Origin of the sequence: Streptomyces sp. NPDC050625, assembly GCF_040654755.1 — a bacterium.
In the GTDB taxonomy this organism is placed as follows: domain Bacteria; phylum Actinomycetota; class Actinomycetes; order Streptomycetales; family Streptomycetaceae; genus Streptomyces.
Window position 1 is genome coordinate 549,762 of sequence record NZ_JBFAIQ010000003.1, and the last position, 20,556, is coordinate 570,317.

Annotated in this window: 20 protein-coding genes and 1 pseudogene; 11 read left to right on the top strand and 10 right to left on the bottom strand. The window is 72.3% G+C overall.

What is annotated here, in order from left to right; translation table 11 throughout:
• The first annotated feature begins 19 nt into the window (after window positions 1-19).
• Complete coding sequence (locus tag AB0I54_RS10020) at window positions 20-304, top strand: hypothetical protein (protein WP_363295426.1); 285 nt, start codon at window positions 20-22, stop codon at window positions 302-304.
• 60 nt (window positions 305-364) lie between these two features.
• On the opposite strand, the gene AB0I54_RS10025 is transcribed toward AB0I54_RS10020, so the two are convergent.
• Window positions 365-1,123, bottom strand: a complete 759-nt coding sequence (locus AB0I54_RS10025; protein WP_363295427.1) for an RDD family protein — start codon at window positions 1,121-1,123, stop codon at window positions 365-367.
• A gap of 63 nt (window positions 1,124-1,186) precedes the next feature.
• A complete protein-coding gene (locus AB0I54_RS10030; protein ID WP_363295428.1) occupies window positions 1,187-2,533 on the bottom strand; it encodes an RDD family protein in 1,347 nt (448 codons plus the stop codon).
• A gap of 240 nt (window positions 2,534-2,773) precedes the next feature.
• Here AB0I54_RS10030 and AB0I54_RS10035 point away from each other — a divergent pair, with 240 nt between their 5' ends.
• A complete protein-coding gene (locus AB0I54_RS10035) occupies window positions 2,774-3,187 on the top strand; it encodes an SsgA family sporulation/cell division regulator (RefSeq protein ID WP_363295429.1) in 414 nt (137 codons plus the stop codon).
• A gap of 16 nt (window positions 3,188-3,203) precedes the next feature.
• On the opposite strand, the gene AB0I54_RS10040 is transcribed toward AB0I54_RS10035, so the two are convergent.
• On the bottom strand, window positions 3,204-4,610 hold the full coding sequence (locus AB0I54_RS10040) for an FAD-linked oxidase C-terminal domain-containing protein (protein ID WP_363295430.1): 1,407 nt from the start codon (window positions 4,608-4,610) through the stop codon (window positions 3,204-3,206).
• Window positions 4,611-4,702: 92 nt separating this feature from the next.
• On the opposite strand from AB0I54_RS10040, the gene AB0I54_RS10045 reads away from it, so the two are divergent.
• On the top strand, window positions 4,703-6,187 hold the full coding sequence (locus tag AB0I54_RS10045) for a tetratricopeptide repeat protein (protein ID WP_363295431.1): 1,485 nt from the start codon (window positions 4,703-4,705) through the stop codon (window positions 6,185-6,187).
• A 57-nt stretch (window positions 6,188-6,244) separates the two neighbouring features.
• Here AB0I54_RS10045 and hppD read toward each other — a convergent pair whose 3' ends face one another.
• Complete coding sequence (hppD, locus tag AB0I54_RS10050) at window positions 6,245-7,390, bottom strand: 4-hydroxyphenylpyruvate dioxygenase (protein WP_363295432.1); 1,146 nt, start codon at window positions 7,388-7,390, stop codon at window positions 6,245-6,247.
• Between the two features lie 122 nt (window positions 7,391-7,512).
• Between hppD and AB0I54_RS10055 the strand changes: the two genes are divergently transcribed.
• From AB0I54_RS10055 to AB0I54_RS10085, 7 genes and pseudogenes are all read left to right on the top strand, one after another.
• Window positions 7,513-7,992: an Lrp/AsnC family transcriptional regulator gene (locus AB0I54_RS10055; protein ID WP_316754041.1), complete on the top strand. Its 480-nt coding sequence runs from the start codon at window positions 7,513-7,515 to the stop codon at window positions 7,990-7,992.
• Between the two features lie 27 nt (window positions 7,993-8,019).
• The gene (locus AB0I54_RS10060; protein ID WP_363295433.1) at window positions 8,020-8,667 is read left to right on the top strand and encodes an ABC transporter permease; all 648 of its coding nucleotides are present in this window, start codon (window positions 8,020-8,022) and stop codon (window positions 8,665-8,667) included.
• Complete coding sequence (locus AB0I54_RS10065) at window positions 8,660-9,871, top strand: betaine/proline/choline family ABC transporter ATP-binding protein (RefSeq protein ID WP_363295434.1); 1,212 nt, start codon at window positions 8,660-8,662, stop codon at window positions 9,869-9,871. The genes AB0I54_RS10060 and AB0I54_RS10065 overlap by 8 nt, the downstream gene beginning before the upstream one ends.
• 80 nt (window positions 9,872-9,951) lie before the next feature.
• The gene (locus tag AB0I54_RS10070) at window positions 9,952-10,731 is read left to right on the top strand and encodes an ABC transporter permease (protein ID WP_363295519.1); all 780 of its coding nucleotides are present in this window, start codon (window positions 9,952-9,954) and stop codon (window positions 10,729-10,731) included.
• A gap of 332 nt (window positions 10,732-11,063) precedes the next feature.
• A pseudogene (locus tag AB0I54_RS10075) lies at window positions 11,064-11,225 on the top strand (ABC transporter permease); the annotation flags it as partial.
• An 11-nt stretch (window positions 11,226-11,236) separates the two neighbouring features.
• Window positions 11,237-11,428, top strand: a complete 192-nt coding sequence (locus AB0I54_RS10080) for a hypothetical protein (protein WP_363295435.1) — start codon at window positions 11,237-11,239, stop codon at window positions 11,426-11,428.
• Window positions 11,429-11,502: 74 nt separating this feature from the next.
• Window positions 11,503-12,384, top strand: coding sequence for a glycine betaine ABC transporter substrate-binding protein (locus AB0I54_RS10085; RefSeq protein ID WP_363295520.1), 882 nt, complete (start codon window positions 11,503-11,505; stop codon window positions 12,382-12,384).
• A 4-nt stretch (window positions 12,385-12,388) separates the two neighbouring features.
• Here the strand turns inward: AB0I54_RS10085 and AB0I54_RS10090 are convergent, their stop codons facing one another.
• The 3 genes from AB0I54_RS10090 to AB0I54_RS10100 are packed head-to-tail and all read right to left on the bottom strand — an operon-like array spanning window position 12,389 to window position 15,128.
• The gene (locus AB0I54_RS10090; RefSeq protein ID WP_363295436.1) at window positions 12,389-13,180 is read right to left on the bottom strand and encodes a S16 family serine protease; all 792 of its coding nucleotides are present in this window, start codon (window positions 13,178-13,180) and stop codon (window positions 12,389-12,391) included.
• 53 nt (window positions 13,181-13,233) lie between these two features.
• Entirely contained in the window at window positions 13,234-14,370 is a 1,137-nt protein-coding gene (menC, locus tag AB0I54_RS10095) for an o-succinylbenzoate synthase (protein ID WP_363295437.1), read from the bottom strand.
• The gene (locus AB0I54_RS10100; protein ID WP_363295438.1) at window positions 14,367-15,128 is read right to left on the bottom strand and encodes a chorismate synthase; all 762 of its coding nucleotides are present in this window, start codon (window positions 15,126-15,128) and stop codon (window positions 14,367-14,369) included. Before AB0I54_RS10100 ends, menC begins: the two co-directional genes overlap by 4 nt.
• A 192-nt stretch (window positions 15,129-15,320) precedes the next feature.
• On the opposite strand from AB0I54_RS10100, the gene AB0I54_RS10105 reads away from it, so the two are divergent.
• On the top strand, window positions 15,321-16,982 hold the full coding sequence (locus AB0I54_RS10105; protein ID WP_363295439.1) for a helix-turn-helix domain-containing protein: 1,662 nt from the start codon (window positions 15,321-15,323) through the stop codon (window positions 16,980-16,982).
• Here AB0I54_RS10105 and dapE read toward each other — a convergent pair.
• The 3 genes from dapE to AB0I54_RS10120 all read right to left on the bottom strand — a co-directional run bounded on the left by dapE (window position 16,963) and on the right by AB0I54_RS10120 (window position 20,276).
• Entirely contained in the window at window positions 16,963-18,018 is a 1,056-nt protein-coding gene (gene dapE, locus AB0I54_RS10110) for a succinyl-diaminopimelate desuccinylase (RefSeq protein ID WP_363295440.1), read from the bottom strand. The genes AB0I54_RS10105 and dapE overlap by 20 nt on opposite strands.
• The gene (locus AB0I54_RS10115; RefSeq protein ID WP_363295441.1) at window positions 18,015-19,487 is read right to left on the bottom strand and encodes an amino acid permease; all 1,473 of its coding nucleotides are present in this window, start codon (window positions 19,485-19,487) and stop codon (window positions 18,015-18,017) included. Before AB0I54_RS10115 ends, dapE begins: the two co-directional genes overlap by 4 nt.
• Before the next feature lie 147 nt (window positions 19,488-19,634).
• Complete coding sequence (locus AB0I54_RS10120) at window positions 19,635-20,276, bottom strand: helix-turn-helix domain-containing protein (protein WP_363295442.1); 642 nt, start codon at window positions 20,274-20,276, stop codon at window positions 19,635-19,637.
• Between the last annotated feature and the right edge of the window lie 280 nt (window positions 20,277-20,556).

Here is a 20,556-nt window from a genome sequence, read left to right on the forward strand (position 1 = left end):
TTCCGAGGACACGATTGCCATGCCTCGTCCGACTGCCGCACAGCTCGCCTACGGTTCCTGCACCGTGATCTTCTCGACCCTCGCCATGCTGCTGCTGTCACAGACGAGTTCGGGTCTGGGGATCGCGGTCATCGCGTTCTCGGCCCTCGCCCTCGGGCTGCTGGTCGCCATGACGGTGCCACTGCCCAGGACGCGTACGGTCGCGACTCCGCAGCCCACCCCGGTCGTCCAGCAGCGGATGCCCGCGCCGCGGGAGCCCGTGGCCGCCACGGTCGAGCCGATACGGGAGCCGAGCACTCCCTGACAGCCGAGGACGGCGGGTCCGTGAGACGTACGGGCCCGCCGCCTGCTGTGTGGCGCCTGCTCAGCCGGTGCTGACCACCACGGTCTTGGCGGCCTTGTCGTGCAGGCCCTGCTTGTAGGGCTTGTCGAAGAAGCTCCAGCCGCCGGCGATCGCGGTCCAGATGCAGGCGCAGCAGAAGGCGAACGGGATCCACAGGACCAGCGCGCGGGTCAGCGACGTCTGGGTGGAGGGCGTGGAGCCGTCCTCCAGGTTGGCCACCCGCATGCCCAGCCACTTCTTGCCGAGGGTCTGTCCCGTCTTGGCGATCAGGAGCGTGTCGTAGGCCACGTAGAGCACCGCGACGATGATCGACTGCGCGAACCCCTTGCCCACCTCGATCCGGTCGCTGCTCATCTGGAGCTCGTTCACCCGGAAGACCAGGGTGACCAGCCAGACGACGATGCCCACCAGGACCATGTCGATGATGCGGGCGAGCGTGCGCTTGCCGCTGTCGGCGAGCGGGGGCATGCCGGCCAGCGGGTCGGCGGGGGTGCCGCCGCTTCCGTAGGGGCCACCGCCGTAGGGCGGGGGCTGGCCGCCGGGCGGGACGTCGTACGGCGAACCCGGACCCGGCGGTCCCTGACCTGGCGGGGTGTCATAGGGCGAACCCGAACCGGGTCCCGGACCTGGACCCGGGCCCTCGCCCTCGCCCTGGCCCTCGCCCTCGCCCGGTGGGGTGTCGTACGGCGAGCCCGCCTCCTGGCCCGGTGAGGGCCGCTTCCTGAACGGGTCGTCTTCCGGTGGCTGCTGTCCTGAGCCGGGGGGCGGTTCGGTGCTCATGGCCCGAGTGGACCGCGAAGAACCCGGCACCGCATCCGGCGGGCCGCCGTACGGGGGACCGGCTCAGCCCGCGACGAAGGTGTGCGCCGCCTTGTCGTGCCAGCACTGGCGCCACGGGCGGTCGAACACGCACCAGGCGAGGCCGACGAGTCCGATGCCGAGCAGGCCGGGGACGGTGCAGACGAGCCAGCGGCGCAGGGCGAGGCCGAAGGTGGGCGGCTCGTGCGCCTCGATGTCCCGGACCTCCAGACCGCACACCTTCTTGCCCAGGGTGCGGCCCCACTTGGCGGTGGGCAGCACCTCGTAGAGGAGTCCGGAGACGAGGAAGGCGGCGAGGACGATGCCGAGATACGTCCCTGTCGTGCCGTCGAGCAGCCAGACGGTGACGGTGCGGCCGGAGAGCCGGGCCTCGTCGATCTTCCCCTGGATGTGGTCGACCGCCTTGCCGCCGAACGGCACGGCGGCCGCGGCGGTCAGGGTGGCGACGACCAGGCTGTCGATGAGCCGGGCCGCCAGCCGTCTGCCGAGTCCCGCGGGCCGCGCCGCCGCCTGCCGCCGGACGACCGCCTGGAACGGGTCCTCCACCGGCGGCTTCCACGGCACCACGGGCTGGTCGTCCCCGGCCCCGGCGAGCCGGTGCACCTGCTGGGCCCAGGAGGACTGCCCGCCACCGGCGCCGCTGGCCATGGGAGTCGCCCCGCCCGACTGCTGGGGTACGGAGGGAGCGGTAGCGGACGCCTGGGCGACCGGCGCAGCTGCCGCCGCCCGGGCCGCCTCGGCCTGCGCCGCGGCAGCACGGTCCGCGGCGGCCTTGCCGGCACCGAACCCGGGGCGAGGGGAGCCCGGCGTGCTTCCGCCCGGCGTGCTTCCGGCCTGCGCCCCCGGCGCCCCGTCCTGCTGACCCGTGCGCGGGGAGTGCGCGCGGAACGGGGGGTTGGCGTCGGAGGAAGAAGAGGAGGAGGAAGCGGTCGGCCTGCGGAAGACGAAGGTGCCGTCGGACGGCACGTCGGACGAGTCCGCCGGAGGGATCGTCGCCGTCCCGTCGGTGTGGACGGAGGCGCCGTCCGGCTGGGACGGGGGGTCCGCGGGGACCCTGGGATCGGCGCCCCAGGACACGCGCCGGTCCTGGTCGCCGCCGAACCCGGACTGCTGGGCCCGGTCGGCTCCCCAGCCGGGCTCCGGCTGCGGATCCTCGTCGAAGAAGTGCGGGCCGGTCGCCTCCACGGCGGGAGCGGCCGGGCGCCCGCCGGACGGTGAGATGAGCGGTTCGCCGTCCTGCGGCGCCGGCCGGCTGGTGCCCGGCACCCAGGCGGCACCGTTCCAGTACCGGACATATCCAGGAATGGACGGGTCCGGGTAATACCCTTCGCGGGGCCGGTCGTCGCCGGGGGCCGGGGTTGGGGCGCTCATGTCCGTCGTCCCGTATCTGCTCGGGGGTCGTATAGGGGCTCCACATCTATCAGACGTGCGCAACTCCCACCGCCAGTCCCGCCGGACCCGCCCCTTTCCGGGCAACGACGTGCACCCGCTTCACAGAGTCGGAAAAAAATTCTCCGAACCCGCGTAATGATCGTGCCCTTGCGTCCTCTCCCCTCGTGCGAGGCCGGCCACACGGCCCCGCACACCCGACCGAGAGAGGAAACCGACGCCATGCACTCCACCGTGGTGGAACGCGAACTGGAGCTGAGGCTCGTCCTGTCGCCGGAGCGCAGCATCCCGGTCCCGGCCCGGCTCGGCTACCGCACCGCCGACCCGTACGCCGTCCACATCACCTTCCACATCAACTCCGAGCACCCGGTGCACTGGACCTTCGCCCGCGAGCTCCTCGTGGAGGGGGTGTTCCGGGCGTGCGGGCAGGGGGACGTACGGGTGTGGCCGACGAGGACGCAGGGCCGCGGCGTCGTCCTCGTCGCGCTCAGCTCGCCCGACGGCGACGCGCTCCTCGAAGCGCCCGCCGCGCAGGTGTCCGCGTGGCTGGAGCGGACGCTGCGCATGGTGCCCCCGGGGACCGAGGGCGGGCAGCTCGGGATCGACGACGCGCTCGACCAGCTGCTCGCCCGGTGACGGCGGGAGGGCGGGCTCAGAACAGCTTGCCCGGGTTGAGGATGCCCAGCGGGTCGAAGACCTGCTTCACCGCGCGCTGCATCTCGACCCCGACCGGGCCGATCTCCCGTGCCAGCCACTCCTTCTTCAGGACGCCCACGCCGTGTTCGCCGGTGATGGTCCCGCCGAGTTCCAGGCCGAGGGCCATGATCTCGTCGAAGGACTCCCGGGCCCGTCGGGACTCGTCGGGGTCCTGCGCGTCGAAGCACACGGTGGGGTGCGTGTTGCCGTCCCCGGCGTGGGCGCAGACGCCGATGGTCAGCCCGAACTTCCCGGCGATCCGCTCGATGCCTTCGAGCATCTCGCCCAGCCGCGAGCGGGGCACGCACACGTCGTCGATCATCGTCGTGCCCTTGACCGCCTCCAGGGCGGTGAGGGACAGCCGGCGCCCCTGGAGGAGGAGTTCGGACTCGGCGGCGTCCTCGGCCGGGACCACCTGCGTGGCACCGGCGGCCTCGCACAGCGCGCCGACGGCGGCGAGGTCGGCGGACGGGTCCGGGGTGTCGAAGGCGGCGAGGAGGAGGGCCTCGGTCGACTCGGGCAGGCCCATGTGGGCGAGGTCGTTGACCGCCTTCACCGTCGTACGGTCCATGAGTTCGAGCAGGGAGGGCACATGGCCGCCCGCCATGATCCGGCACACGGCGTCGCAGGCGGCGGCCGCGGAGGCGAACTCGGCGGCGAGCACCAGCTGCTGCGGCGGCTTGGGCTTCAGCGCCAGGACGGCCCGTACGACGATGCCGAGCGAGCCCTCGGAGCCGACGAACAGCCGGGTCAGGTCGTAGCCCGCGACGCCCTTCGCCGTGCGGCGGCCCGTGGACATCAGACGGCCGTCGGCCAGCACGACGTCAAGACCGAGGACGTACTCGGCCGTCACCCCGTACTTCACACAGCACAGTCCGCCGGAACCCGTCCCGATGTTGCCGCCGATGGTGCACATCTCCCAGCTGGAGGGGTCCGGCGGGTAGTACAGACCGTGCTCCTCGACCGCGCGGGAGAGGGTGGCGTTGATGACGCCCGGCTCGACCACGGCGATCCGGTCGACCGGGCTGATCTCCACGATGCGGTCCATCTTGGTGAGGGACAGCACGATGCAGCCCTCGGAGGCGTTGGCGCCGCCGGACAGACCGGAGCGGGCGCCCTGCGGAACGACCGGGACGCGCAGTTCGGTGGCGATCCGCATGACGTGCTGGACCTGTTCGACCGTGCGCGGCAGGACGACCACGGCCGGTGCGCCCGCCGGGCAGAAGCTCGCCATGTCATTGGCGTACGAGGCGGTGACGTCGGGATCGGTGAGGACCGCCTCGGCCGGCAGGCCCGCGAGGAGCCGGTCGCCGAGGTTTCCCTGGGCTTCGTCGGGTGCGGCTTGGATACGGCTCATGATCACAGCGTCGCACTCGCGGCCATCGGTGTGAACCCCGTCCGTGACGCGCCTTGAGCTGACCGAATGGCTTGTCGTATTAGCGCACAGTGAGCGGCATGGAGAACGAACAGTCCCGCCCGGGTACGTCCCTGCTGGCGGAGCAGCCGCCCCGCCGCTCCCGAAGGCTGCGGCGCGCACTGATCGTCTCGGTCGCGGCGGGCGTCGCGGCCGGTGCCGCGGTCGGCGGAGTCCTGATGCTGCTCCCCTCGTCGCCCCGGGCCAGGCCGCCGGTGCCGGGGTCCGGGCCGCAGGCGCTGACCGCGGTCAACGCGGGGGTGCCGGCCGCGCTGCCCGACCTGGCCGCGCTGATCGGGCAGCAGGAGAGGCATCTGCGGAGCCATCCACAGGACGCCCCTGCCTGGGCCGTGCTGGGCACGTCCTATGTGGAACAGGGGCGGCGGACAGCCGACGCCGCGGACTTCCCGAGGGCCGAGCGGGCGCTGCGGACCTCGCTCAGGGTGCTGGGCGAGGACAGTCCGCAGAGCGCGCCGGCGCTCGGCGGAATGGCCGCGCTGGCGAACGCGCGCCGGGACTTCGCCGAGGCCAAGCGCTGGGGTGAGCAGGCGCTGGACGTGGATTCGAAGCGGTGGTCGACGTATCCGCTGCTGATCGACGCGTACACCGGCCTCGGCGACTACAAGGCGGCCCGGGAGACCCTGGAGAAGCTGGTGGGGCTCAAGGTCGATGCCGCCCGGCGGCCGGCCGTGATGGCGCAGGCGGCCGCCGTCTACCGCGACCGGGGCTGGCGCGAGGACGCGGCGGCGCAGCTCGCGGACGCCTCGGCGGCCGCGCGGACGCCCACCGAACAGGCGGTCTATCTGGAGCAGGCGGGACAGCTGGCCTGGGAGCGCGGCGACCGCGAGGACGCGCTGCGGCACTTCGATGCGGCGCTGCGTCTCGACCCCGGCCAGGCGACCGCCCTGGCCGGGCGGGGGCGGGCGCTCGCCGCGCTGGGCCGCACACAGGAGGCCCTCAACGCCTACCAGGAGGCGCTCGCCAACCAGCCCAGTCCCCAGTACGCCCTGGAACTGGGCGAGTTGTACGAGTCGCTGGGGCAGCGGCCGGAGGCCCGGGTGCAGTACGACCTGCTGCGGGTGCGGGTGGCCCAGGACACGGCGGGCGGGGTCGACGACGAGCTGGTGCTCGGGCAGTTCGAGGCGGACCACGGCAACCCGCAGGATGCCGTGCAGCGGCTGGAGGCCGAGTGGGAGCGGCAGCCGGGGATCGAGGTGGCGGACGCGCTGGGGTGGGCGCTGTACCGGGCGGGGGACGCCGAGAAGGCGCTGGACTACGCCGAGATCGCCACGGACAAGGTCAACGGCGGCGGAGTGCGCAGCGCCCTGTACGCGTTCCACCGGGGCATGATCGAGCGGGAGCTGGAGCTGGAGGGGCCGGCCCGGCGGGACCTGGAGGAGGCGCTGCGGATCAGTCCGTACTTCTCGCCCCTGCAGGCGCCCGCGGCCAGGACGGCGTTGCGGGAACTGGGCGAGCCGTCGGCCGAGGAGCCCGTGTTCGACGACGCGAAGGCACCGCGACGGTGAGTCGGCGGGTGTCGGGTCCTGCGGGTGCCCCCGAGGCACTCGCAGGACCCGGGCGGGTCACAGGTTTCCGCGTCGCTCCTGCTCGCGCTCGATCGCCTCGAACAGGGCCTTGAAGTTGCCCTTGCCGAAGCCCATCGAGCCGTGCCGCTCGATGATCTCGAAGAAGACGGTCGGGCGGTCCTGGACCGGCTTGGTGAAGATCTGCAGGAGGTAGCCGTCCTCGTCGCGGTCGGCGAGGATCTTCAGCTCGCGCAGGGTGTCGATCGGGACACGGGTGTCGCCGACCCACTCGCCGAGGGTGTCGTAGTACGAGCCGGGGGTGTCCAGGAACTCGACTCCGGCCGCGCGCATGGTCCGTACCGTCTCGACGATGTCGTTCGTGTTGAGCGCGATGTGCTGGACGCCCGCGCCGCCGTAGAACTCCAGGTACTCGTCGATCTGGGACTTCTTCTTGGCGATGGCCGGCTCGTTGATCGGGAACTTGACCTTCAGGGTCCCGTCCGCGACGACCTTCGACATCAGCGCGCTGTACTCGGTCGCGATGTCGTCGCCCACGAACTCCTTCATGTTCGTGAAGCCCATGACCTTGTTGTAGAAGCCGACCCACTCGTTCATCCGGCCGAGTTCGACGTTGCCGACGCAGTGGTCGATGGCCTGGAAGGTGCGGCGGGCGGGCGGCTCGACGATCGGGGCGGCCGCGATGTAGCCGGGGAGGTAGGGGCCGTCGTAGCCGGAGCGGTCGACGAGGGTGTGGCGGGTCTCGCCGTAGGTGGCGATCACGGCGAGGACGACCGTGCCGTGCTCGTCCTTCAGCTCGTACGGCTCGGCCACGGAGCGGGCGCCGTGCTCGATCGCGTAGGCGTAGGCACGGCGCGCGTCCGGGACCTCGATGGCCAGGTCGATGACGCCGTCGCCGTGCTCGGCCACGTGCCGGGCGAGGAAGGCGCCCCAGTCGGTGCTCGGCTTGACGACCGAGGTGAACACGAAGCGGGCGGAGCCGTTCTCCAGGACATAGCTCGCGGTCTCGCGGCTGCCCGTCTCCGGTCCGGAGTAGGCGGCCAGCTGCATGCCGAAGGCGGTGGAGTAGTAGTGCGCCGCCTGCTTGGCGTTGCCCACGGCGAAGACGACCGCGTCCATTCCCTTGACCGGGAAGGGATCGGCCTGCCGGGCGGTGTCGGGAGTGTGGTGTGTGGTCTGCGTCATGGCGGAAGACTGGCTCCGCTCTGCAAGGTGCGCAATAGTTTCCGTATCGACTGGGCAATATGTTCAGTACTACGGCCGTATCGGCGGACCTTCTGTACAGGATGACCAACCCGGGAGACGACGTGGCGATCGATCATCTGGACGGGCGCATCATCCTGCTGCTGGCCCGGGAACCACGGCTCGGCGTCCTGGAGATGTCACGCCGGCTCGGAGTCGCCCGGGGGACCGTGCAGGCACGCCTCGACCGGCTTCAGTCGAACGGAGTCATCCGCGGATTCGGACCGCAGGTCGATCCGGCGGCCCTCGGCTATCCGGTCACCGCGTTCGCCACGCTCCAGATCCGGCAGGGACAAGGCCCCGACGTCCGGGCCCACTTGGCGACCGTGCCGGAGGTGCTGGAGCTGCACACCACCACGGGCACCGGGGACATGCTGTGCCGGCTGGTGGCCCGCTCGAACGCCGATCTCCAGCGGGTGATCGACCGGGTTGTCGGTTTTGATGGCATCGTCCGGGCCTCCACGGCGATCGTCATGGAGAACCCCGTCCCGCTGCGGATCATCCCGCTGGTGGAGCAGGCGGCGGAGGACCGGGACGGAACCTGACCCGACCGACCCGGGGGTGAGCAGGGCGTGGGCTTCTGGGAGTACCTGGGCGAGCGGCACCAACAGCTGCTCACGGACGCCTACCAGCACGCCAGTGTCGTCTTCCAGTGCATGGTCGTGGCGACCCTCCTCGGAGTGCTGATCGGGGTCCTCACCCACCGCAGCGAATGGGCCGGGAACCTCGCCACCACGACCACCGCCACCGTCCTGACCATTCCGTCCCTCGCCCTGATCGGCCTGCTGATCCCGGCCGTGGGCCTTGGCGTACCACCGACGGTGATCGCGCTGACGCTGTACGGGCTGCTGCCGATCGTGCGGAACTCGGTCGTGGGCCTGCGCGAAGTCGATCCCGTGCTGCTGGACGCGGCGCGCGGCATCGGCATGTCCCGCCGCGCCCGGCTGCTGCGGGTGGAGCTGCCGCTGGCCTGGCCGTCGATCCTGACCGGCATCCGGATCTCCACCCAGATGCTGATGGGCATCGCGGCCGTCGCCGCCTATGCCTCCGGGCCCGGTCTGGGCAACGAGATCTTCCGCGGGATCGCCTCCCTGGGCAGCAGGAACGCGCTCAACCAGGTACTCGCGGGCACGCTCGGGATCGTCGTCCTCGCGTTGCTGTTCGACGCCGCGTACGTGCTGGTCGGACGGCTGACGATTTCCAGGGGGATCCGTGGTTGAGCTTCCAGGGCGATCCGCGGCCGAACCCGGCGGCAGCACCGGCACCCACGGCGCCTCGATCGAGCTGGAGCACCTCACCAAGCGCTATCCGGGCAGCACGGACCCCTCCGTGGACGACGTGACCATGCGGATCGGGGCGGGCGAGACCGTCGTACTCGTCGGCCCGTCCGGCTGCGGAAAGTCGACCACCCTGAAGATGATCAACCGGCTGATCGAGCCGACCGGGGGCCGTGTCCGGATCGACGGCGCGGACGTCACCGCCATGGACCCGGTGCGGCTGCGCCGGAACGTCGGGTACGCGATCCAGTCGTCCGGGCTGTTCCCGCACCTGACCGCCGCCCAGAACATCGCGCTCGTACCGCGGATGCTCGGCTGGCCGAAGCCACGGATCAGGCGGCGGGTGGAGGAGATGCTCGTCCTGGTCGGTCTCGACCCCGGCGAGTTCCACGACCGCTATCCGCGCGGGCTCTCCGGTGGCCAGCAGCAGCGCGTCGGGGTGGCCCGGGCCCTGGCCGCCGATCCGCCGGTCCTGCTGATGGACGAGCCGTTCGGCGCGCTGGACCCGATCACCCGCGACCGGCTCCAGGACGAGCTGATCCGGCTCCAGCGCGAGCTGCACAAGACGATCGTCTTCGTCACCCACGACTTCGACGAGGCGATCAAACTGGGTGACCGGATCGCGGTGCTGCGCGAGCGCTCGCGCATCGCCCAGTTCGACACCCCGGAGGCGATCCTCACCGGCCCAGCGGACGACTTCGTGTCCGGGTTCGTGGGCGCGGGGGCGGCGCTCAAGCGGCTCAATCTGACCCGCGTACGGGATGTGGGGATCGCCGGCTGTCCCACGGCCACCGAGGACACCCCGCCGCACGAGATCCTCGACCGGCTGCGGGGAAGCGGTACGGACGAGATCCTCCTCCTCGACCGGCAGCGCCGCCCCGGCAGCTGGCTCAGGCGCGGCGACCTCGCGCGGTCGGGGGACTCGCCGGCGCGCACGGGCACACCGGTGCGGCGCACCGTGCCCCGGGACGCGACGCTGCGGGACGCGCTGGAGGCGCTGCTGACGGACAGCGCGGGCCGGGTCGCGGTGACCGGGGCCGACGGGGAGTACGCGGGTGTCGTCGACGTGGGCACGCTGATGCACTCCGTGCACGAACTGCTGGCGGCCGACCGGCCGGCGGACGCCGGAGGGAGGAGCACGCCGTGACGACCCCGGGGCGCCTGGATGAGCTGGAGGGGCCGACCGGACCGGAAGATCCGGCGGCCGGGGCCGGGTCCACGGATGCCATCGGCCCGAAAGGGGCCCGGACCCCGCCGCCTCGGCCACACCGCCGGCTCACCTGGCAGAAGCTGACCGTCATGCCGGCCATGCTGACGACGGTCCTGCTGGCGACCCTGGTGTGGTTCCGGCGGGCCGACCTGGACGCGGTGTCCCGGAACGCGCTGTCGGGCGGCCAGGTGTCCAAGGCCCTGTGGCAGCACGTCGAACTCACCGTGATCTCGACCTTCTTCGTGCTGGTCATCGCGATCCCGCTGGGCATCCTGCTGACCCGCGCGGCATTCCGGCGGGCCACCCCGGTCGTGATGGCGCTGGCCAACACGGGCCAGGCGACACCGGCGATCGGGCTGCTCGCCCTGCTGGTGATCTGGCTCGGCACCGGCATGAAGGCGGCCCTGATCGGCATCACCGCCTACGCCCTGCTGCCGGTGCTCGCGAACACCGTCACGGGCCTGAAGGCGAACGACCCGACCCTGCTCGAAGCAGCCCGCGGCATCGGCATGTCCTCGCCGGGCGTGCTGGCCCGCGTGGAACTCCCCCTCGCCGTCCCGCTGATCCTGGCCGGGGTACGCACGGCGCTGGTCCTCAACGTCGGCACGGCCACGCTCGCGGCCTTCGGCGGAGGCGGCGGCCTCGGCGTGCTGATCACCGCCGGAATCACCACCCGCCGCATGCCGGTACTGATCCTGGGCTCCATCCTCACGGTCACCCTCGCCCTGCTGGTCGACTGGCTGGCCTCACTGGCCGAACTGCTGCTGCGACCACGCGGACTGGCGGTGGAGACGTGAACCACGGCGCCCGCCTACGGCCGACCAGCGACACCGGCATGTCCTCACCGGGCGTGCCGACCCGCGTGGAACTCCCCCTCACGGCCTTCGGCGGAGGCGGCGGTCGGCATACTGATCACCACCAGGGTCACGGCGGTGAAGACGTGAGCCGCCGCACCCGCCTACGGCCGACCAGCGACACCGGCATGTCCTCACCGGGCGTGCCGACCCGCGTGGAACTCCCCCTCACGGCCTTCGGCGAAGGCGGCGGTCGGCATACTGATCACCACCAGGGTCACGACGGTGAAGACGTGAGCCGCCGCACCCGCCTACGGCCGACCAGCGACACCAGCATGTCCTCACCGGGCGTACCGACCCGCGTGGAACTCCCCCTCGCCACCCCGCCGATCCTGGCCGGCGTACGCACCGCGCTGGTCCTCAACGCCGGCACGGCCACCCTGGCCGCGTTCGGCGGAAGCGGCCGCCTCGGCGTGCTGAGCAGCGCCGGGAGCACGGCGGTGAAGAGGTGAACCGCCGCGCCCATCCGCCGTCGGCCCGCGACATCGCCACGTCCTCGCCCGGCGTGCCGCCCCGCGTGCAACTCCCCCTCGCCATCCCGCTGGTCCTCAACGCCGACACGGCCACCCTCACCCCATTCGGCGGAAGCGGCCGCCTCGGCGTGCTGAGCAGCGCCGGGAGCACGGCGGTGGAGACGTGAGTCGCCGCGTGCGTCTGCTGTTGGCCGGGGTGCTGGTGGTGGTGTCCGGGTGTGGGCTGAGCAGCGGGTCACCGATGGTCGACGACGTCCGGCCGGGCTCCGTCGGGCAGGGGCGGCCGCTCAAGGGTGCCCATCTGACGGTGACGTCGAAGGCGGACACCGAGAGCCTCATCCTCGGCGCGATGATGGGCATCGCCTTCCAGGCGGCGGGTGCGGACGTCCTCGACCGGACCGGTATCCAGGGCTCTATCGGGGCGCGGGAGGCGGTCAGGAGCGGGGACGCGGACGCCATGTACGACTACACGGGCACCGCCTGGATCACGTACCAGGGCAACAGCGAACCGATCCCCGACCCGCACCAGCAGTGGCAGGCGGTGCGCGACGCGGACCTCGCCAACGGGCTGACCTGGCTGGCGCCGTCGCGGCTGGACAACACCTACGCCCTCGCCGTGAACCGGGCCGCCGCCAGGCGGTACGGCACCCGGACCCTGTCGGACGTGGCCGCGCTGACCAGGTCGCGTCCCGGGGCCGTGACGCTGTGCGTGGAGGGCGAGTTCGCCAACCGGGCGGACGGGCTGCGGGGGATGCAGAAGGCGTACGGGATGAAGGTCCCGGCGTCGGACATCACACAGATGGACACCGGGATCATCTACACCGAGACGGCGAAGGGGAGTTGCACCTACGGGGAGGTCTACACGACCGACGGGCGGATCCGTGCCATGGGCCTGGAGGTGATGGCGGACGACCGGAAGTTCTTCCCCAACTACAACGCGGCCCCCGAGATCAACTCCCGCACCCTGAAGGAGTGGCCGGCCATCGCCGACGTACTCGACCCCGTCACGGCGAAGCTCGACAACGCCGTGGCACAGACGCTCAACGCGAAGGTGGACGTCGACGGGGAGGATCCGCACCAGGTGGCTCTGGACTGGATGAAGGCGCAGGGGTTCGTGAAGTAGGCGGCTAGCAGCTCGGTACCGAGCCCTGCCCCTTCTGAAGTGCCACCAGGGAGTCCACCGCCCCCTTCAGGGTGGTCACCGGAACCAGTCGCAGCCCCTTCGGGAGCTCCGACTTCGCCTCGCGGCACTCTTCCTTCGGCACCAGGAAGACGGTCGCCCCGTCCCGCCGCGCGGCCTGTGTCTTCAAGGCCACGCCACCGACCGCGCCGACGGTGCCGTTCGTGTCGATGGTCCCCGTGCCGGCGACGGTGCGGCCGCCCGTGAGGTCGCCGCCGCTGCCGTTGCCGCTCAGCTTGTCGATGATCCCGAGCGAGAACAGCAGCCCCGCGCTGGGCCCGCCGACGTCGGCCAGCTTCAGCGAGACCTTGACGTCCTTGTCGCTCAGCTTCAGGTACTTCAGCGCCGCCTGGGTCGCCGCGTCCTGGGACTGCCGCATCTGCTCGGCGTTGTGCTGCTCGATCTCCTTGACGCTGTTGCCGCTCGGGTAGACCGCGTCGCGCGGCATCACCGCCCGGTCCGTGCGGAACCAGCCGTCGACCACGTCACCGAGCGGCACCTGTGTGTCCGGGCCGGTCGCCTCGATGGTCGTCATCCGCAGCTGCCCGTTCGTGGCCCGGGTCGGCGCCCCGGAGATCGTGATCACCTCGGTGTCCCGGTTCTTGCCCAGCACGTTCGCCGTCATCCCCGGCTGCGCCACCGAGAACGGCAGCGGCGCGAACGCCGCCGTGGCGAGCAGGGCCACGACGGGCAGGGCGCAGACGGCGACGGCCTGGAGGCGCGTGAGACGAGAGAGCACGAGGTCAATCTAACGTGGCGAGCACTTCCGGCCACCGGCACGGGGCGGCCGGTTCAGCACGGGCCGGCGGGTCGGCCCGTGCCGGCCCGGTACAGGTCCCGGCGCTCCCGGGTGAAGCGGCGCAGCGCCTCCGGGAGCGGCTCGATGCCGATGCCCGGCGCGGTCGGGACGGGCAGATGGCCGTCCTGGAGCACGAAGGGCTCGGTGATGTCCTCGGCGAAGTAGCGGGAGGACGCCGAGGTGTCACCGGGGAGGGTGAAGCCGGGCAGGGCGGCCAGGGCCAGGTTCGGGGCGCGGCCGATGCCCGTCTCCAGCATGCCGCCGCACCACACCGGGACGCCGTGGGCGTGGGCCACGTCGTGGATGCGACGGGCCTCCAGATAGCCGCCGACCCGGGCGGGCTTGACGTTCACGACCCGGCAGGCGTCCAGGGAGATCGCGGAGGCGGTGTCGGCGGCGTTGTGCAGGGACTCGTCCAGGCAGACGGGGGTGCTGATGCGCTGCTGGAGGCGCGCGTGGGCGTACAGGTTGTTCTCCTCCAGCGGCTCCTCGATCAGCAGCAGCCCGAAGTCGTCGAGACGGCGCAGATGCTCGGCGTCGGCGAGGGTGTAGGCCGTGTTGGCGTCGACCTGGAGGGGCAGCGCCGTGCCGAAGCGCTCGCGCACGGCACGTACCGGCTCGACGTCCCAGCCGGGCTCTATCTTCAGCTTGATGCGGACGTACCCCTCGGCGAGATAGCGCTCGACGTCGTCCAGCAGCTCGGCCAGGGAGTCCTTGATGCCGACCGAGACACCGGCGGGGACCCGGTCCCGCACCGCGCCCAGATAGGTCGCCAGCGGCATGCCGTGCGCGCGCAGCTCCGCGTCCAGGACCGCCGTCTCCAGGGCGGCCTTCGCCAGCTCGTGCCCCTTGATCTTCGCCATCGCGGGGGCCAGGGCGGCCGTGGTGAGGTGCGGGAGGGCGGCGACGCGCGGCAGCAGGAAGTCGCGCAGGACGATCTCGGCGCCGGCGGTGAACTCCGAGCAGTACAGCGGCTCGGGGTCGGCGGCGAACTCCGACCAGCCCTCGGCCGCGTCGGTGACGACGTGCAGCAGGAAGGTGTCCTTCGTCGTCATGGTCCCGAAGGAGGTGCGGAAGGGGGTGACGAGCGGGATCGCGACGTGGACGATCTCTACGCGCTCCAGCTTCATGCCGCTTCCTCCGTCCGGGTGAGCGTGTACCAGCCGTCGCGGGACATTCCGGTGGCGGTGAATCCCTCGGCGAAGGCCTCGGTGAAGACCTCGCGCACGGCGTGCCGCCAGCGCAGCGCCAGCACGGGGTCGGCGGTGCGCAGCTTCACGATGTCGTCCGGGACGCGGCAGTGCACCTGCCGGCCGGCGAGGTCGCGGCGGGCGAGGACGTCGCCGTCGGGGGCCGTGTGCGTGGACGGTGCCGCCTCGCGGTCGTCCGCCGTGGTGTACGACGGGGTCGGCGCCGTCAGGTCCCAGGTCACCGTCAGCCGGTCGCTCTCGTCGCCGTCGTTCACGCCGTCCGCCATCGGGCCGTAGAAATCGACCAGGTACTCGGTGCCGACCGCGCCCAGCTTGGCCAGGTTGAAGCGGGCGTTGCGGCCCACCAGGGGGTCGAAGGTCCAGCGCATGGTGCGGGCGCCGAGGTCCAGTGCCCAGGCGCGCTGGGCCTGCTTCACCGCGTACCCGAGGCCCCGGTCGGCGGCCGCCACCAGCGAGTAGGTCTCCTGGCCCGGGCCGAACACGGCCACGGACGCCCCCGCCAGCCGCTCCCCGTCGTAGGCGGCGTGCACGGCACCGCCCGCGTGGACGAGGCTGTGCAGCACCTCGGCCGGATAGGGGGGCGCGCTGCGGGGTGTCTGCCAGACGTCGCTGAAGTAGTCGCTCACGGCCGCGAGCCCGATGACGTCGTGGACGGTACGGATGGTGACTCCTGTCATGGTCAGAGTCTCGGAGGCGATGCGCGGGCGCGTGTTGTGCGAGTGGACAACACATGCGTACGTTCGTTTGGAGATCGGCCAATACCGCGGCCGGTACCGTCAGCCAACCCTGTTGGCCAACCCTGTCGGCCAACCGTGTCGGCCGACGCCCTCGGCCGACGCCCTCGGCCGGTACCGGAAGGTGAGGACCCCATGGACGCCTGCACGCTCGGCGACCTCCTGGACGTCATCGGCGGTCCCTCCGTACGCCTGCACACCGCCCCCGCCGGACTGACCGTGCCGGTCACCGAGGCGGTGCTGTACGACGCCCACGCCCCGCTCCCCCAGCTGCCCTGCGCGCTGCTCCTCGCGGTCGGGGTGCGCGCGGCGGCGGCCGGGCCGCTGGTGCGGGCGGCCGCCGAGGCCGGGATGACCGGGATCGTGGTGCGGGGGACGGACGGCCCGGCCGACGAGGCGGAGGCGCGGGGCGTGGCGCTGCTGTCGGTCGACGAGGACGCGGCCTGGCACCACATCCACCTGCTGCTGGCGTCCGCGATCGGCGCCCGGCCCGCCGCTTCCGGCAGCGGGCTCGGCGATCTGTTCGCGCTGGCCGACGCGATCGCCGCGGCGGCGGGCGGGGCCACCGCCATCGAGGACACCCGGCAGCGGATCCTGGCCTACTCGACCGTCCCCGGCCAGGTCGTCGACGAGGACCGCCGGCAGGGCATCCTGGGCCTCCAGGTGCCGCCCAGCTCGGAGAACACCGAGCAGTACCGGGTGCTGTTCGCGGCCGACCGGCCGGTGCGGCTGCCCGCGCTGCGGGACGCGGACCTGCCCCGGCTGGCGATGCCCGTCCGGGCGGGCGGCGAGACGCTCGGATCGGTGTGGGTGGTCGACGACGGCACGCTCGCGCCCGACGCCGAGGAGACCCTCGCGCAGGGCGCCTCCACGGCCGCGCTGCTCCTGCTGCGCGCCCGGGCCGCGCAGGAACTGGCCCGGCACCAGAACAGCGATCTGCTGCGCAGGCTGCTGGAGGGCACCGCCGACGCGTCGACGGCAGGCCACCGGCTGGGGCTGGAGGGCGCCGTGCGGGTGGCCGCGTTCGTCCTCGACGCGACGGCGAGCGTGCCGGACTCCGAGCGGACCGCCCTGCGTCTGCTGGACGTCGTACGCCTGCAGTGCGAGGCGCGCTACGGGCGGCACGCGTGCGTGCTGGCCGACGGGGTGGTGTACGCGCTGCTTCCGGCGCCCGGCGCCCGTGAGCCGCAGGGGCGCGCCGGTGTCGAGGGGCCGAGCGCGCGCAGGCCCGAAGGGCTGAGCACGGTCGGTCACTCGACACCGGCTGGAGCGCCTCTGCGGCGAACAAATAGACACAGCCACAAGAGGCTGGCGGAGGACATCGTGCTGCGGGCCGGGCAGGCACTGCGGGTGCCGGTGCGGGCGGCGCTGGGCGAGGTGGTGCCGGATGTCGGCGGGGCGGCCGACTCGCGGGCGGACGCGGACCTGGTGCTGCGGGTGCTGGGCCCCGAACTGCCCGTGGCGACGGTGGACGAGGTGCGCCCGCGCATCACCCTGCTGCGGCTGGCGGAACTGCTCGGCGAGCGGCGGGAGTTGAGCGCGGGCGCCTGGCGGCGGGTACTGGCGTACGACGCGGAACAGGGCACGGACTACGCCCGCACCCTGGTCTGCTGGCTGGACGCGGGCTGCGACATGGCGGGCGCGGCCAAGCTGCTCGCCGTGCACCCCAACACCTGCCGCTACCGGCTGAAGCAGGCCCAGCAGCACATCGGGATCGACCTGGACGATCCCGACGAACGGCTGGTGCTGTGGCTCCAGTTGAGGGTCCTCGCGGGCCTCAGAGGAGCCACTTCCTGAGGCGGTCCTCGCACTCGCGCAGCTGCGCCACGGGGACGTACTCCCCCGCCGTGTGCGCGAGCGACGGGTCCCCGGGGCCGTAGTTGAGCGCGGGCACGCCCAGTGCGGCGAACCGGGCCACGTCGGTCCAGCCGAGCTTGGGCCGGGGCTCGGCGCCGAGCACGGCGACGAGGTCACCGACCTGCTCCAGGCCGGGCAGCGCCCCCGGCACGACCTCGGTGACCCACACCTCGTACCCGGGGAACAGCCCGCGGACGTACGCCTCCGCCTCCTCGGCCGAACGGCTCGGTGCGAAGCGGGAGTTGACCGTGACGACACACTCGTCGGGCACGACGTTCCCGGCTACCCCGGCCCGTACGGCGACCGCGCCGAGCCCCTCCCGGTACTCCAGCCCGTCGATGACGACGCGCTCCGGCGTGTGGTCGTCGAGCCGCTGGAGGACACGGGCGGCCTTGTGGGCGGCGTTGACGCCCTTCCAGGCGCGGGCGGTGTGGGCGCGTTCGCCCCGTACGACGATGTCGGCGCTGAGGATGCCCTGGCAGCCCGCCTCGACCCCGGCGTCGGAGGGCTCCATGAGGATGGCGAGGTCGGCCTGTTCGAGGAGGCCGGGCCGTTCGGCGGCGATCCGGCCGAGCCCGTTGCGCTCGCCCACGACCTCCTCGCACTCGTAGAAGACGTAGGTGAGGTCGAGCGCCGGGTCCGGGACGGTGGCCGCGAGCCGCAGCGCCACGGCCACCCCGCCCTTCATGTCGCAGGCGCCGAGTCCGTGGACGCGGTCGTCGGCGAGCCGGGAGGGGAGGTTGCCGGCGGCCGGGACGGTGTCCAGGTGCCCGGCGATCACGGCCCGTCGGGGGCGGCCGAGCGCGGTGCGGGCGACGACCGAGTTCCCGACGCGTTCCACGGTGAGGTGGGGCAGGGCGGCCAGGGCCGCCTGGACGGCATCCGCGATCGCGGCCTCCCCGCCGCTCTCGGAGGGGAGGTCGACGAGAGCCCGGGTGAGGTCGACGACGTCGGCGGTGAGGTCCAGGGAGGTCATGCGAGGTCCTGCGGGAGCTGGTCGAGACGGTCGAGCCGGTTGAGCTTGGAGTGCCGGATGCCGTAGCAGCCGTAGAGGACGAGGCCCACCGCCATCCACACCCCGAAGGCGATCCAGGTGTCGGCGCCGAGGCTGAACAGCATGTAGGCGCAGAAGCCCACGCCGAGCAGGGGCGTGACCGGGGAGAAGGGGACGCGGAAGGAGCGGGAGGCCCCGGGACTGCGCCGGCGCAGGATGACGACCGCCAGGTTGACCAGCATGAAGGCGAAGAGGGTGCCGATGCTGGTGGCGTCGGCGAGGCTGCCGAGCGGAACGAGCGCGGCGAGCACCGCGATGAAGCCGGAGACGATGACCGTGCTGGCGCGCGGCACCCCGGTGCGCGGATGCACCTTGGCGAACAGCGGCGGCACGAGACCGTCCCGGGCCATCGCGAACAGGATGCGGATCTGCCCGTACTGCACGGTCAGCACGACGCTGGTGGTGGCGACGACGGCACCGATGGAGAGCAGGATCGGCCAGACGTTCCCGCCGCCGACGGCGTGTACCAGCACCTGGCTCAGTGTGGCCTCGGTGCCCTCGAACTTCGTCCACGGCATGGCGCCGAGCGCGGCGACGGCGACGAGGACGTACAGGGCGGTGACCAGGACGAGGGACAGGATGATGGCGCGCGGCAGGTCCCGCTGCGGGTTCTTGGCCTCCTCGCCCGCGGTGGAGGCGGCGTCGAAGCCGATGTAGGAGAAGAACAGGGAGGCGGCACCGGCGCTCATGCCCGCGGCGCCGAGCGGGAACAGGGGCTGGAAGTTCCCGGCGTGAAACGCGGTGAAGGCGACGGCGCAGAACATCACCAGCGCGGCGATCTTCACCGCGACCATGATCGTGTTGGCGACTGCGCTCTCCTTAGCGCCGCGCAGCAGCACGACCATGGCGAGGACGACGATGAGGGCGGCCGGGATGTTGAGCGTGCCGCCGAGTCCGGGCGGGGCGCTGAGCGACTCGGGCAGGGTGACGCCGAGGGTGAGGTCGAGCAGTTCGTTGACGTACTGGCCCCAGCCCACCGCCACGGCGGCCACGGACACCCCGTACTCCAGGATCAGACACCAGCCGCACACCCAGGCGACGAGCTCCCCGAGGGTGGCGTAGGCGTAGCTGTACGACGAGCCCGAGCCCGGGATCATGCCGGCCAGCTCGGCGTAGGAGAGGGCCGAGAAGAGCGCGGTCACCCCGGCGAGCACGAAGGAGACGACGATGGCCGGGCCCGCTTCGGGGACGGCCTGCCCGAGCACGACGAAGATGCCCGTGCCGAGGGTCGCGCCCACGCTCAGCAGCGTGAGCTGTGCGACCCCCATGGTCCGCTTGAGCGGGCTGCCCTCGGCCTCGCCGACGAGCGAGCCGACGGCCTGCCGCCGGGTGAGGCGGCCTGCCGGCCTCGTTTCCTGTCCGGCTCCGGGCCGTGTTCCGACTGTCTCCACCGTGTCGTTCCCTCCGCCGTGGGGCTGTTATGGCCCCTGATGATGCGGAGGGACGACGAAGCCGGGGTGAGGGAATCGACCAAAGGTGGGACGGTCCGATTTACGGATCGGCCAAAGAATTCAGGCTCACGGTGCCGGGAGGATCCACTAGCGCAACGCTTCGGCGACCTCCCGGGCCGCGTCCACGACCCGCGGCCCCACCCGCTCGGGCACGGAGTCCGCCAGCATCACGACCCCGACGCTGCCCTCCACGCCCGTGACACCGAGCAGGGGCGCCGCCGCCCCGCTGGCACCCGCTTCCAGCTCACCGTGCGTCAGGGTGTATCCGGGCTCCGCCAGCGGCGACTGCCGTGCCGAGAGGATCGCCCGGCCCGCGGCTCCCCGGTCCAGTGGATGCCGGAAGCCCGCGCGGTAGGCGACGTGATAGTCCGTCCAGGTCGGTTCGACCACCGCGACGGCCAATGCCTCCGTGCCGTCGACGAGCGTGAGATGGGCCGTCGCCCCGATGTCCTCGGCCAGTGCCCGCAGTGCGGGCAGTGCCGCCTCGCGTACCAGCGGATGCACCTGCCGGCCCAGGCGCAGCACTCCCAGCCCGACCCGGGCTCGCCCGCCCAGGTCGCGCCGTACCAGCGCATGCTGTTCGAGCGTGGCCAGCAACCGGTACACGACGGTCCGGTTCACGCCCAGTTTGTTGGAAAGCTCGGTGACGGTCAGCCCGTGGTCCGTGTCGGCCAGCAGCTTGAGGACGCGCAGTCCCCGGTCGAGCGTCTGAGAGGTCTCCGCGGTCACGACGCCCACTCCTTAAGTGGTGAGGTCGGCAACCTCTTCGCGGCGGATGCGTCGCAGAGTCCCGTCGGCGACGCGCTTCAGAGGCCGCCGATCGGCATGGCGGCCCGGAGGCTCCGGGCCAAGTCGCTTCACGGCTGCGCTCCGCGGCGGCGCTGCCACGGGGCGTGTGCGTAGCGGGACATTAGCGAAGCCGGTTCGCTGAGCGGAAGCCTCCGTCCAGAATCCGGGCAAGACCAGATCCGGCCTGCCTACATTCGTCCGGATACGCACACCGCCCGCC